This is a genomic window from Arthrobacter sp. DNA4 (genome assembly GCF_024362385.1).
In the GTDB taxonomy this organism is placed as follows: Bacteria; Actinomycetota; Actinomycetes; order Actinomycetales; family Micrococcaceae; genus Arthrobacter.
Genome location: NZ_CP101466.1, coordinates 2566067 through 2579643 on the forward strand (window position 1 = coordinate 2566067; position 13577 = coordinate 2579643).

At 67.3% G+C, this 13577-nt stretch carries 12 protein-coding genes and 1 pseudogene; 10 read left to right on the forward strand and 3 right to left on the reverse strand.

Annotation, left to right across the window (positions count from 1 at the left end; genetic code table 11):
* Positions 1–18 precede the first annotated feature (18 nt).
* Positions 19–450 carry a hypothetical protein gene (locus NMQ03_RS11800; RefSeq protein WP_255172360.1) on the reverse strand — a complete coding sequence of 144 codons (432 nt, stop codon included), beginning with the start codon at positions 448–450 and terminating at the stop codon, positions 19–21.
* Positions 451–670: 220 nt separating this feature from the next.
* Between NMQ03_RS11800 and NMQ03_RS11805 the strand changes: the two genes are divergently transcribed.
* The 9 genes and pseudogenes from NMQ03_RS11805 to NMQ03_RS11845 all read left to right on the forward strand — a co-directional run bounded on the left by NMQ03_RS11805 (position 671) and on the right by NMQ03_RS11845 (position 10199).
* Positions 671–1816 carry an AI-2E family transporter gene (locus tag NMQ03_RS11805; RefSeq protein WP_255172361.1) on the forward strand — a complete coding sequence of 382 codons (1146 nt, stop codon included), beginning with the start codon at positions 671–673 and terminating at the stop codon, positions 1814–1816.
* 109 nt (positions 1817–1925) lie between these two features.
* Positions 1926–2792, forward strand: a complete 867-nt coding sequence (locus NMQ03_RS11810) for a universal stress protein (protein WP_255172362.1) — start codon at positions 1926–1928, stop codon at positions 2790–2792.
* A gap of 63 nt (positions 2793–2855) precedes the next feature.
* Positions 2856–4481 (forward strand): DUF4389 domain-containing protein, encoded by a 1626-nt coding sequence (locus tag NMQ03_RS11815; RefSeq protein WP_255172363.1) that lies wholly within the window; start codon positions 2856–2858, stop codon positions 4479–4481.
* 75 nt (positions 4482–4556) lie between these two features.
* Positions 4557–5024 (forward strand): universal stress protein, encoded by a 468-nt coding sequence (locus NMQ03_RS11820; RefSeq protein ID WP_255172364.1) that lies wholly within the window; start codon positions 4557–4559, stop codon positions 5022–5024.
* 43 nt (positions 5025–5067) lie between these two features.
* Entirely contained in the window at positions 5068–6054 is a 987-nt protein-coding gene (locus NMQ03_RS11825; protein WP_255172365.1) for a polysaccharide deacetylase family protein, read from the forward strand.
* 50 nt (positions 6055–6104) lie between these two features.
* Positions 6105–8915: pseudogene (locus NMQ03_RS11830) on the forward strand (cation-translocating P-type ATPase).
* Positions 8916–9056: 141 nt separating this feature from the next.
* On the forward strand, positions 9057–9314 hold the full coding sequence (locus tag NMQ03_RS11835; RefSeq protein ID WP_255172366.1) for an SHOCT domain-containing protein: 258 nt from the start codon (positions 9057–9059) through the stop codon (positions 9312–9314).
* A gap of 40 nt (positions 9315–9354) precedes the next feature.
* Entirely contained in the window at positions 9355–9672 is a 318-nt protein-coding gene (locus NMQ03_RS11840) for a DUF3040 domain-containing protein (protein WP_255172367.1), read from the forward strand.
* Complete coding sequence (locus NMQ03_RS11845) at positions 9669–10199, forward strand: hemerythrin domain-containing protein (RefSeq protein ID WP_255172368.1); 531 nt, start codon at positions 9669–9671, stop codon at positions 10197–10199. The genes NMQ03_RS11840 and NMQ03_RS11845 overlap by 4 nt, the downstream gene beginning before the upstream one ends.
* 92 nt (positions 10200–10291) lie before the next feature.
* On the opposite strand, the gene NMQ03_RS11850 is transcribed toward NMQ03_RS11845, so the two are convergent.
* Positions 10292–10792 (reverse strand): universal stress protein, encoded by a 501-nt coding sequence (locus NMQ03_RS11850; protein ID WP_255172369.1) that lies wholly within the window; start codon positions 10790–10792, stop codon positions 10292–10294.
* Between the two features lie 248 nt (positions 10793–11040).
* Between NMQ03_RS11850 and NMQ03_RS11855 the strand changes: the two genes are divergently transcribed.
* Positions 11041–11715, forward strand: coding sequence for a response regulator transcription factor (locus tag NMQ03_RS11855; protein WP_255172370.1), 675 nt, complete (start codon positions 11041–11043; stop codon positions 11713–11715).
* Positions 11716–11733: 18 nt separating this feature from the next.
* Here the strand turns inward: NMQ03_RS11855 and NMQ03_RS11860 are convergent, their stop codons facing one another.
* Positions 11734–13416, reverse strand: coding sequence for a GAF domain-containing sensor histidine kinase (locus tag NMQ03_RS11860; protein ID WP_255172371.1), 1683 nt, complete (start codon positions 13414–13416; stop codon positions 11734–11736).
* Between the last annotated feature and the right edge of the window lie 161 nt (positions 13417–13577).

The following is a 13577-nucleotide window of genomic DNA, read 5'->3' on the forward strand; positions in this document are numbered from 1 at the left end:
GCCCGGCCCGCGGGGTTGCTAGCGTTCCAGGTCGTCGGGCTCAAACTCACTGAGCGGCGAGCCGCCAAAATTCTCCTCGTCGTCGCTGCCGTCAGCTTCGAGGCCGGTGGGGGCTTCCCCAAAATCAACATCCGCTGCGGCCTCCCCCAGGGTGGGGGTGTCAGGCGATACCTGCTCATCGCCTGAACGGTAACGCGCCCTGGCGCTTTCATCCCGCAGCGTCTGGTCGCTCAGGAAGTCCTCCTCTTCACCGGAGACGGCCTCGTCCTGCAGCAAGGGGTCCTCCTGCCAGCGGTCGGGGTTGTTTTCGGCAGCACCGGGGTAGTTGTCCGGCTCCCCCGATACTGGGTCCAGTTCCAGGGACGACGCCGCGCCGGGAGTTTCGTCGAGAAGCACATCGTCCTGCTCCACGACTTCCAGCTCATCGTCCGGGACGTTCTGTTCAGTCATGATGGTGCCTTTCTCGTTGCGTTGGGCCGTCAATAGTAAGCATACTGACCACCGCGTGCGGATGGGAACCGTCGATGCCATGCCACCCGTCCCGGCTCCCCGGCAGTCGCGGAATCCACCAGTAAAAACCCGGAAGGTCAGCACCGAACATAAGGGGTAACAGCAACAGTAACGACGTACTGTTTGGAGCCGGACAACAACGGCAGCAAGGAGAAAGCCAATGCAAGGCAATGAGCCCCTGGACGGGGACGCGGCAGATCCGTCCCATCCCCGGTCTTTTACCGGCAGGATGTCTGTACTGTGGACCGACGGCCTGGGCCGGGCAAGCATACGGGCAATCCAGACGCTCTCCGTGCTGGCGCTCGCCTGGGCAGTGGTGACGGCCGCAACCCGTGTTCCACTGGTCACCATCCCGGTTATGGTGGCCTTGATCCTGGCCTCGGCCATGGCTCCCGCGGTCCGCTGGCTTGCCGCCCGCGGATGGCCCCGCGCCCTGGCCGTCCTGTCGTCCTTCCTGGTGATCCTGGCAGTGGCAGCCGGCGTGGTGGGAGGCATCACCACACTGGTCAGGCAGCAGGCCTCCGTCCTGGCAGCCCGGGCAGAAGCAGGAATAGGCCAGCTTCAGCAGTTCATTACCACCGGCCCCGTGGCGCTGACGAACGACCAGATCAACGCCGCCCGCGGGGAGTTCCAGAAGTTCCTTGCCGGCGGCAGCCTGGGGGCCGACGCGTTGACGGGGCTGAGGACTGCCGGTGAGATCGCGGCCGGTACGGTCCTGACGGCAGTCATCCTGTTCTTCTTCCTCAAGGACGGCGAGAAGATCCGCTCGTTCCTGATCGGTTTTCTCCCGGCAACCCGCCAGGGCAAGGCACATCTGGCGGCCGGGCGAAGCATCGTGGTGCTGGGCGGCTACGTCCGCGGGACACTCATCATCGCTGCGATTGACGCCGTGATGGTCCTGATCGGGCTCCTGGTCCTGCGGGTTCCCCTGGCAGTGCCGCTGGCCGCGGTGGTCTTCCTGGGCGGTTTCATTCCGATCATCGGAGCAACCGCCGCCGGCAGCCTCGCGGTGCTGGTGGCCCTGGTGGAAAACGGGCCGGTTACCGCTCTCATTGTCCTGGTGATCCTGGTGGCCGCCAACCAGTTCGAGCACCATATCCTCCAGCCCCTTTTCATGGGCCGGGTACTGCGGATCCACGGGCTGGTAATCATCCTCGCCCTGGCCGCCGGGGCCACCCTGGCCGGCGTCATCGGGGCGCTGCTGGCAGTGCCGCTCACCGCCGTCGCCTGGACCATTTTCAAGACCCTCGCAGAAACGGACACTCCGGGCCCGGAGCCGGTCGCTCCGGCAGAACCCGGAGCGTAGAAGCGCCTGAGCAGCGCTTCCGTGACTTTTGGCCCTACAGCGCCGCCAAGGCCGGGGCCAGTCTTGAAAAGCAGGAAACCCCAGTTCACGACGAGCAGGAAGTGCGGCCATGACATCGCAAAAACCCATAGCTGCGGGCACCAACGACTCAGCCCAAAGCCAGGCCGCGGTCCTGTGGGCAGCCCGCCGGGCGCACCGGGCAGGCCTGCCGCTGGTGGTCCTCCACGTGGTGGACGACCGCTGGGTTGCCGAACCCTATCCGTGGTTCGGAACCCTCCAGCAGGCTGGCGAGGAACTCCTCAAGACCGCCGCCGGCCGCCTGGAAGGAGCGGTTCCCATCACCCCCGCCACGGAACTGCTCACCGGAAGCGTGGGCGGCTCCCTGGCCAAGTACTCCAAGAAAACTTCGATGATGGTCATTGGGTCCGGCAGCGGCCACCTCGGCGGCGCCCTTGCCGACCGCGCCCTCCAGGTCGCCACCGCTGCCAAGGTCCCCGTTGCCGTCGTCGGAACCCAGGACCTCGAGGGCAGGTCGGGAGTGGTGGTAGGCGTTGACGGCTCACCAGAGGCCACCCAGGCCGTTGCCTTCGCAGCCGCTGAAGCAGACCGCGAAGGAGACGAACTCACAGTCGTGTACGCCGTCAGCGTGCCGGATCCCATCATCGATGCCGGCCTGACGCCGGGTGCCCTCGCGGACCTCATCGTGGACGAGGACCGGGTTGTCCTCTCCGAAACCGTCGCCGGACTGAAGGAAGACTACCCCGACCTCACCGTGCACCAGCGGCTGGAAACCGACAAAGGCCCCGTGGACGCCCTCGTCGACGCCGCAGCAGGAGCCCGGCTCCTGGTGGTGGGCAGCCGCGGCCGGGGCGCCTTCAAACGCCTCCTGCTCGGTTCCACCGCCCATGGGGTCCTGAAGCACCTGCCCTGCCCCACCATCATCACCCGGACCCAGGCAGCAACGAACGCCATCTAGGCAGCACCGCCCGCTGATCCTCCCACCGCCCTGCCCGCATACCCAACGCGGAAGGTTCACCCCATGAAGAAGCCCGCAGCCATCATCATGCTGATCCTCGGGATCCTGATAACGCTTCCGGGCCTGGCCGCGCTGGCGGGCGGGGCCGTGGCGTCAGCAGTGGGAACGATCCAGGGTGACGGATACCTGACATCCGGCACATCACGGTTCTCCGTGAGTTCATTCGCCCTGACCTCGCCGCGGGCGGACGCCATTGGAGACGATGTTCCCGGCAGGCTGCCCTTCGACGTCGGCACCCTGCGGCTGCGCGTTGAATCAGTGACCCCGGATAAACCGGTGTTCGTTGGCATCGCCCCGCAGGCCGACGTCGAACAATACCTGTCAGGGGTGCACCACTCGGAGCTGCTCAACATCCGCCAGCGGCCGTTCCGCGCCGAATACCGCGATGTACCGGGCGGCAACCCGGCATCACCGCCCGCGGACCAGCGCATCTGGACCGCCTCCGCGTCGGGAACGGGACAGCAGGAGCTGACCTGGAACATCACGCCGGGCGCGTGGGAAGTCGTGGTGATGAACGCCGATGCCTCCCCCGTGGTTGATGTCCAGGCGCAGGCCGGCTTCCGGTCCGACCTGATCCGGCCGTCAGCCACGGGCCTGCTGGTGGGCGGGATCATCGCCCTGCTGATTGGCGTTCCCCTCATCATCTTTGGAGCCGCGGGTCTGGGCCGGCATGCCGCACGCCCTGACGGCGGGCGCCCCATGGGTGGTCCGGACACGGGTGGGCCGGGCATGGGTGGGCCGGTTTACCGGGAACCGTCAATGAATGGTCCGGCCGCGGCCGGGCCGCCCTACCCTTCTACAACCCCGGCATCATGGAACCAGCCGGGAGCGCCGGGGACGGCCGGAACGCCGGGGGCCGTCCCGCCACCACCGCCCCAGCAGTACAGCCCGGTAGCTGCCGCCCCCACCCCCTACCCCTCCAGCCTCTTTGGTGAACTCGATCCCGGCCTTTCACGCTGGATGTGGCTGGTCAAATGGTTCCTGGCCATACCGCATTTCATCCTCCTCTTCTTCCTCTGGTTCGCGTTCGCCATCACCACCATCGTGGCCGGGTTCGCCATCCTCTTCACCGGCCGCTATCCGCGGGCACTGTTCGACTTCAACGTGGGCGTCCTGCGGTGGAACTGGCGTGTGGCCTTCTACGCCTACGCCGCCGTGGGCACCGATCTTTACCCGCCGTTTACGCTCAAGCGCGCCAATTACCCGGCCGATTTCGACGTGGAGTACCCGCAGCGGCTCTCGCGCGGACTGGTCCTGGTGAAATGGTGGCTCCTGTCCATTCCGCACCTGCTCCTGGTGGCCGCCTTCGCAGGCACCACGGGAACCATCTGGCGGTCGCAGGCAGAAGACAACGTCCTCGGCGCCACCTATGAACGGGCATCCGGACCGTCCCTGCTGGGGCTGCTGGTCCTGATTGCTGCAGTGATCCTGCTGTTCACCGGCCGCTACCAGCGCCCGCTGTTCGATTTCATCCTGGGCATCAACCGCTGGATCTACCGCGTTCTGGTGTACACCGCGCTGATGCGCGACGAATATCCCCCCTTCCGGCTGGACCAGGGCGCCGCCGAACCGGAGGGGCCCGGAGAGGTGGTTCCCACAGGGGGCGTGCCGCCTGCCGGTGCGCCATGACCTTCGGCCCTAGCCCCGCCCCACGTACGCAGGCATGATGGGCCCTGACAACGCGGGTCCGACGAGGGAGCAGAGATGAGCATTGCCGGGGCACCAATAGCCAGGATCGTGGTGGGCGTCGACGGGTCGGAGGCGTCCGTGGAGGCACTTCGGCAGGCCCAGCGGATGGCCACCCCCCTTGGCGCCAAGGTCCAGGCGGTTGCCTGCTGGGAGTACCCGCAAATGTACAGCGGCTACGTGATGATGGGCGTCGAGGGCTTCGAGGAGGGTGCCCGCAAGGTCCTGGACGATGCTGTGGCGCAGGCCTTCGGAGCCGAAATGCTTACCAACGTCAGCTCGACCCTTGTGCGCAGCCATCCCCGGGAAGCCCTGATAGATGCCAGCCGGGACGCGGACATGATCGTGGTGGGCCGCCGGGGACACGGCGGGTTCGGCGGCCTGCTCCTGGGCTCGGTCAGCTCCGCCGTCGTGGCGCACGCCCATTGCCCCGTCCTGGTGGTCCACACACCGGAGACCGAATCCGACGGTTCCAAGGGCTCCTGAACGGAATATCGGCGGCAGGGACGGCTGACTTTCAAGGCAGGTGATGGTGGTGCTTACCAGTGAGGCACGACGACGGGCGCCCGCCATAGCGCTCGCCGCCGCCCTGGCGGTCCTCGCCATCATCCTGGCCCTGTTGCTTCCGGCACCCACGGCCGGGCCGCCGTCGGCCGCCTCTCCGTCCCCAACACCGGCGCTCCCATCGCCGCTGCCGGGATCAACCAGTACGTCAGCCCCGGGCAGTTCCGCGCCGGCGCAGGAGCCGCAGGAAACCGACACCCCCGAGGCAGGCCAGGCTCCGGTCGAGCCACCGGTGACCGTGCCGCCGGTTCCCGAACCAGAGCCGCCCGAAGCGCCGGCCCAGCCTCCGGAACCGCCCCAGCCGGCGCCGTTTCCGGTGTCCCTTCGCGGCCAGGACCTGACCGTTATTCCGGGGGCCGGCCGCGTCGTGGCCCTGACCTTCGATGCTGGAGCCAACGCTGCAGGGCTGCCGAAAATCCTCTCCGCCCTTGCCGCCCGGGGCGTTGCCGGGACTTTTTTCCTGACCGGCAACTGGGCCGCGAACAACCCACCGGCCGTGGCGCAAATTGTGGCCGCCGGGCACCGTGTGGCAAACCATTCGATGACCCATCCGGGGTTCACGGGCCTAAGCGACGACCTTATAACGCAGCAGGTGCGCGGTGCCGAGCAGACCATCCTCGCTGCCGGGGCCGATCCCAGGCCGCTGTTCCGGTTCCCCTACGGTGAACGCGACACCCGCACCATCGCGGCCGTCAACGCCCTGGGGTACGTGGCCGTGAGATGGACCGTGGACACCCTCGGCTGGAAAGGCACCAGCGGGGGCGCCAGCATCCAATCGGTGGCCGACCGCGTCCTGGCCGGGCTGCAGCCCGGCGAAATCGTGCTCATGCATATCGGGTCCAACCCCGACGACGGGACGACGCTGGACGCCGACGCCCTCCCACAGGTCATGGACCGCATCACGGCAGCGGGGTACGGTTTCGCCACCCTCGACGCCCTGCTGGGACACTGATCCGGGCAGCCGCACCCATGGCGAAGAGCAAGCACTCCCGGAACAGTCACATGAAGACGAGGCAGCCGGGCCCGTCCGGCATTGGCACCGGGCGCGCATACACCGGGGATCCGGCCCATCACGGACTGCCCGTCCACGAGGTGGTGCTGCTGCTTGAGACGGATGCCGCCAGGGGCCTTGGCCAGGAAGAAGTGGTGCGCCGGCGTGCCCAGTTCGGCGTCAACGAGCTGCCACGGTCACAGCGCGCCGGTATCGTGCGCAAACTCGGACGCCAATTCAACAACCCGCTGGTCTATGTCCTGTTGGCCGCCGCCATGGTCACCGTCTTCCTGGGTGAATTCCTTGACTCCGCCGTGATCCTCGCAGTGGTCCTGGTCAACACGCTGATCGGATTCATCCAGGAGGTACGGGCAGAGGCGGCCCTGGATGCCCTCCATTCATTGGTCCGCACGCATGCCGCCGTGATGCGCGGCGGCGAACGGAAGCACGTCCCGTCCGAGGACCTGGTCCCCGGCGACCTGGTCCTGCTGGAAGCCGGCGACAAGGTACCGGCCGACCTTCGCCTGGTACGCCTGTCCGCCCTGCGGGTGGACGAATCCGCACTGACCGGCGAATCAGACCCCGTCGCCAAGGACGAGGTGGTGCTGCCCCAGGTCACACCCGTGGCGGACCGGAGGAACATGCTGTACAGCGGCACCCTGGTGACCGCCGGCACCGGCGCGGGAATCGTCGTGGCCACCGGCGGCGAAACGGAACTCGGCGAAATCCACCGGCTCATGGGTGCCGTCAGGCCCGTGGCCACGCCGCTGACCCTGAAACTGGCACGGTTCAGCACCACCCTCACCGTCGCCATCCTGGCCCTCGCCGCCGTGGCGTTCCTCGCCGGACTGGCACACGGCGAACGGCCGGGGCAAATGTTCACGGCCGCCGTCGCCCTGGCCGTGGGGGCCATCCCTGAGGGACTTCCCGCCGCCGTGACGGTCACGCTTGCCATCGGCGTCCGGCGCATGGCCCGGCGCCGTGCCGTGGTGCGCCGGCTGCCCGTGGTCGAAACGCTGGGCAGCACCACCGTGATTTGCTCGGACAAGACGGGAACCTTCACCGAGAACCAAATGACAATCCGTGCGCTGTGGACACCCTCCGGGTGGTACGACGTGACAGGCTCCGGGTACGGTCCGGAAGGACACATCACCCCGTCCGGCGGACAGCAACCGGACGGCCGGAACGTGCCCGCCGGTGCGACACGTCCCGGAGGTGCTGCACTGCCTGGGGACGCCCTGCTGCCCGGGGATGCTGCCCTGCAGTGGTCCCTGTTGGGCGGAGCAGCCTGCAATGACGCCAGCATCCGCAGGGAGGGGTCCGGCTGGCAGGTGCGCGGTGATCCCACGGAGGCCGCGATGCTCGTGGCGGCAGGGAAGGGCGGCATCAAAGTGCAGGACTTCCTGGCTGCCAATCCGCGGCAGTCAGAGCTGCCCTTCACGTCCGAGCGGCAGTTCATGGCCACGCTCCACGCCTCCACGCTCCCGCAGGACGGCGGCACCGTGTTCGTAAAAGGCGCCGTGGAGCGTGTCCTGGAACTCTGCGCCCACGAAATGGACGGCCAGGGCACCGGCAGCCCCGTGCGCAGGCACGCCGTGCTCGGTGCGGCCCATGCGCTCGCGGACAAGGGGCTCCGGGTCCTTGCCACGGCCATGATGAGCCTTCCGGCCGTCTCGGGTCCCCTCTCGGCCACGGCGTTGCGCGGCCGGATGACCCTGACCGGCCTTCACGCCATGCACGACCCACCGCGGGAAGCAGCCGCAGCATCGGTGAAGGCCTGCCAGCGCGCCGGCGTGGGCGTGAAGATGATCACCGGGGACCACGTGCGCACCGCCGTGACGGTGGCGGCGGCCGTGGGGCTGGCGGCTGACAGCGCCGCAGGGACGGCCCTGACCGGGGCGGACCTGGATGCCATCCCGGCGGACCGGCTGCCGGAGGCCGTCGAACGGGCCACGGTGTTCGCCCGGGTTTCACCGGAACAGAAGCTTCGGCTCATCGATGCCCTGCAGTCCCGCGGGCACGTGGCCGCCATGACCGGGGACGGCGTCAACGATGCACCTGCCCTTCGCCAGGCAAACGTGGGCATCTCCATGGGACGCAGCGGAACGGAAGTGGCCAAGGAAGCATCGGACATCGTCCTGACCGACGATGACTTTGCCACCATCGAGGCAGCTGTTGAAGAAGGCCGGAACGTCTTTGACAACCTGACCAAATTCATTGTCTGGACCCTCCCCACCAACATGGCCGAGGGCCTGGTGATCCTCGTGGCCATCCTGCTGGGGGCGACGCTGCCCATCCTGCCCACCCAGATCCTCTGGATCAACATGACCACCGCCGTCGCCCTCGGCCTGATGCTCGCCTTCGAGCCGAAGGAACCGGGACTGATGTCCCGTCCGCCTCGCCCACCGGACCGTCCCCTGCTGACGTGGGCGCTCACCGTGCGGGTCCTGCTCGTGTCAGCCCTCCTGGTGGCCGGCACGTGGTGGCTCTTTGAACACGAGGTGGCCACCGGCGCCTCTGTTGCCCAGGCCCGCACTTCGGCCGTAAACCTGTTCGTGGCGGTGGAAGTCTTCTACCTATTCAGTTGCCGGTCCCTGACCCGGTAAGCCTGGCGGATTCATCCTTTCGGCAACCGGTGGCTCCTCCTCGGCGTCCTGGTCCAGGCAGGCGGCCAACTGGCCCTCACCTACACACCGCTGATGAACGGGCTTTTCCACACCGCCCCCATCGGCGCCGACGCCTGGCTGCGGATCCTCGGGCTGGCCCTGCTCGCATCCCTGGCCGTCGCCGTGGACAAGCGGCTCCGGCGCCGCGGCTTCTAGCACGTGGTCCCACCGGAAGGCCCCGCAGCCACGGGCCGAAACAGGACCAATGGCTCTCCCCCGGACCCCTGCGGGAACCCAATACTGGAACGGAAAGCAGACGGCTGGCGTCCGCCTTTCAGTGGACCGGAGGTCGCGGAAGTGTACGGCTGGAACGACGGCATGGGCCTGTGGGGCTATGTCCTGATGAGCATCAGCATGGTGGTGGTCTGGGGAGCAATCATCACCGGCATTGTCCTGCTGGCCCGTTCCCTGCGGGCGCCCTCCCCGTACGACGCCCACCCTCAACCCCCTCGGATGGCAGAAGACGTCCTGGCTGAGCGCTTCGCCCGCGGGGAGATCGACGCTGCCGAGTACCAGAACAGGCTGGCTGTCCTGCGCGGCCAGCCTGGTACCTGAGTCCGTGGCTCCCGCAGGCAATGGACAGTGGGGTGCTGCTATGCCACTCTCTGAATTCGAAAAACGCGAACTCGACCTGATCAGCCACGGCCTGGAAGCGGAAGACCCCAAGCTGGCAGCACTGCTCAACAAGGATGCCTTTGCGCTGTCACTCCGTACCCGCTTCCGGCGGGGGCTCGTCCTTGTCGCAGCGGGCGCCTGCGTCCTGCTTCTTGGGTTGGTGGTCCGGGTCCCCTTGCTGGGCATCGCAGGTTTTGCGGTGATGAACGGGGCGGCCTACTGGGCAATCAAAGACCTTCGGTGGTCCCTGCGCACCACGAACCGGCATGTCACCCAACTGGAAGGCAACAGCGAATGAACGCCGTAAACGAAACAGGCAAGGATGCTTCCGCCGAGGCCCACGCGCTGCAGGCAGTCGAGGCGCACCACGCCGACATGCTGCGCCACCTGAACGGACTGGTGGGCCTGCTCACGGAGGCCGTGGAGGCGGGCGATCCAGGCGCCGGGCAGGAAACGCAGGCCGCCCTGCTGGACTGGTGTGACAAGGAGCTGGTGCCGCACGCACTGGCAGAAGAAGGACCCCTTTACAGCGGACCGCACGGCATCCCGGAGGCCCGGCTGCTGGTGGACGGCATGCTGGCCGAGCATCAGGTCATCGTGGGCCTGGTCGATGAGCTCAGGACGGCCGATGGTGTTGCTGCCGCGGTGGCCGCCGGCGCCATTCAGCGGATCTTCGCCCTCCACCTGGACAAGGAGAACCGGCTCCTGATGCCCTTCGTCGTCGAATCCCCCGGCCTGTCACTCGCCCAGGCGGTCGAAGGACTTCACGAACTGGTGGGAGAAGGCGCGGCCCACCGCCATGGGCAGGGCCACCACGGGCACTAGGACCACCAGGCACACGGACGACGCCGGCGGGCCGGGTCCCGAAACCAGGGCCGCAGGCATGAGGCAACCGCGGGCGTCAGGTCACCGCAGCGTCAGGGCACCACAGCAGGCTGGGGCTGGGCAGCATCGTCCCCGGCTCCGGTGTCCGGGGCGTGCACCACCAGCACGGGGCAGTGTGCGTGGCTCACACACGCGGAACTGACAGACCCTGGCACAAAGTTCCCATGGCCCCTCCGGCCGACAACCAGCAGCGACGCGTTGCGGCTCGCGTCGATCAGCGCGGGTCCGGGCCTGCCGCGCACCAAGCGTGGGTGCACAAAGGCCGGCACTTCCTCGAAAGCATCCGCCAGCGCCTGCTCCAGCACCTGGTGGGCGGCATACTTGAAGCCCTCAATCCCCACGGCCAGGTACACGCCGTAACCGGCTGGAACGTCCCAGCAGGCCCAGGCCTCCACCGGTGCGGACAGCGGCTCCGCCAAGGCCCTGGCAACCCGCAGCGCCGCGATGGAAGGCTCGGAGCCGTCCACCCCCACAATGATCCTGGAGCGCCGATCGGAAGGAGGCACCGCTGCCCCGTTCCCTGCTGTTGCCACATTGCCTCCTGTTGCCGTCCCACCCCAGCGTGGACCCGAACCTCTGCCCGGAACAGGGCCAAAGGTCATCACGGGTGCACCAGTGCCATCGTGCGATGCGCAACACCGGCAGCGACTTGCGCTGCCCGGCGGACTTTGGTCCCTTCCGGCACAGCGCCCGGCAGGGAACAATGGGACCAGGCCCTTCCCGGGGCCTGGCCCGCGCAGGCGGGACTGGGTCGTGAAGATTTTGGGAGCGTTCGGTGCAGATGCATGAAACTGGGGCTGATGAAGCGGCAGGATCTTCCGGGCAGGTCCGCGTGTTCATCCTTGATGACCACGAACTTGTCCGGCAGGGGCTGAAAGACCTGCTGGAAGGCGAAGGGTTCCTGGTGGTCGGCGAAAGCGGATCCGCGGCCGAAGCCACGCGGCGCATCCCCGCCCTGCACCCGGACATCGCCATACTGGACGGCCGGCTTCCGGACGGCACCGGGATCGAAGTCTGCCGGGACGTGCGTTCACTCGATCCCCGCCTGCGCTGCCTGATCCTCACCAGCTACGACGATGAACAGGCCCTCCGTGGGGCGGTCCTGGCCGTCGCCTCGGGGTACATCCTGAAGCAAATCAGGAGTGATGACCTCCTGGCGGGTATCCGCCGGGCCGCGGCGGGCGAGTCCCTGTTTGATCCGGGAGTCGAGCAGCAGATCATTGCAGGACTGTCCACGGCACCCACCGACCCCCGGCTGGACGGCCTGAGCGCGCAGGAGAAAAAGGTGCTGGCCCTGATCGGCCAGGGGTTGACCAACCGCCAGATCGGCGATGACCTGTTCCTGGCCGAGAAAACCGTCAAGAATTACGTGTCGTCCATCCTGGCCAAACTGGGCTTCGAGCGCCGGACGCAGGCCGCCGTGTACGTCACCAAGAGCTCCACGGACTCTGCCTGACCCGCACCCTGGCCGGGCTTATGCCAGCGGGACGGACCATTTCACGCAGGTGCCCCCGCCCGGGACGCTGTCGATGACGCAACTGCCCTCCAGTTGCCCGGCGCGGTTGCGCATGTTGGCCAGGCCGCTCACCTGGACAGGTTCGGCGAAGCCCTGGCCGTTGTCACTGATAAGGAGCTCCACCTGCTCCCGGCCAACGGCGACCGAGACCTGGATTTCGTCTCCGCCGGAATGCCGCAAAGCGTTGCTGAGGCCCTCCGACGCCACCGACAACAAATGGACAGCCACGTCTTCCCCGATCGAATCGACCGGCCCGTCCAGGGACACCTTGGGAGTGACGGCGTAACTGCGTGAGCTCTCCCGGACTACGCGCAGGATGCGGCCCGTCAGGGGTTCGCGTTCCTCATCCGCGGTCCTGAGCGAGTAGATGGTGTCCCTGAGCTTGCGGATGGTGTCATCGAGTTCGGTGGTCACGGCGGCAATCCGCTCGTGCGCCACAGGGTCCAGGGTGTAGCGGCGCAGGGTCTGGATGCTGAGCCCGGCGGCAAACAAGCGCTGGATCACCAAGTCGTGGAGGTCCCGGGCGATCCGCTCCCGGTCTGTGAACAGGAGGTTTTGTTCACGCAGGGCATTCACCCGCGCCAGGTCCAGCGCCAGCCCAATCCGACTCCCAAAAATGGCACCGGATTCTGCCTCAGCCTGGTTGAACGCGGGCGCTCCGTGCGCGCGGGCCAGCAGGAGGACTCCGTTGTCGCCGGCGCTGTGGCCCAACGAAAACACAAGGACGGAGCCGAGCTTCTCTGCCATCCTGTCTTCGAAAACCTGCCGCGAGTCCCGTGCCACGAACGACCCGCCGTTCTGGATTACGCCGGAGACCGCACTCGAGGCCATCAGTTCCTGGCCTGTCTGGAGGCCCTGCACGCCAAGGCATGCCCTGCACCGCAGCGCTCCATCGCCCGCCGGCACGGCTATCACCGCAAGCGCCGAATCGGACACCTTCAAGGCGGTCTCGGCAACGACGTCAAGGTTGTCCGCATCCCCCGGTTGCGAGGTCATGATCAAGCGGCTGCTCAGCTCCATGCCCGCCTCCAGCCATTTCTGCCGCCGGCTGCTGTTTTCGAAGAGGCGGGCGTTCTGGATTGCCACACCTGCCGCTGCAGCCAGGGCAACGGCAAGGTCTTCGTCCTCCGGAGTGAAGTCCTCCCCGCCCTGTTTCTCGGTCAAGTAGAGGTTTCCGAACACTTCATCCCGGACGCGGACGGGGACTCCGAGGAAGGTCCGCATGGGCGGGTGGTTTGGGGGAAATCCGGACGTAATGGGATGCTGGCCCAGGTCATGGAGACGCAATGGCTTTGGGTCGCGGATGAGCAGGCCCAGGACGCCGTTGCCGGTGGGCAGCTCGCCAATGGAACGGATGCCTTGTCCGTCGATGCCGACAGTGATGAAGTGGCTCAGCCGGCGGTCCTCGCCGATGACACCCAGGGCTCCGTACCTGGCGCCCACCAGGGCGCAGGCGGAGCGCACCAGGCGGTCCAGGACGGCTTCCAGGCTGAGGTCCTCAGCGAGGGCCACCACCGCGGCCAAAAGGCCATTGATGCGTTCCTGGTTGTCCGGCAGGTCATCTCCCCGGACGGTGAAGTCCCGCTGGTGGCCTTCCACGGTGTCCCTTATCGGGGAGTGCCGAAGCCGCTCAGTGCTCACGTCCCACCTCCTGCGGCAGGAACCTGCGGCGCTGCGGGTCCATGGCGCGGTCTAAGTGCATGAAACGGAAGTGCCTGCCTCCGCCCCCAATTCCGCCTTCACATGAGCATGAAGGCGCTTCGCCTCCCATTCTAGGAGAGGTGGGGAGAAAAAACCCTCAG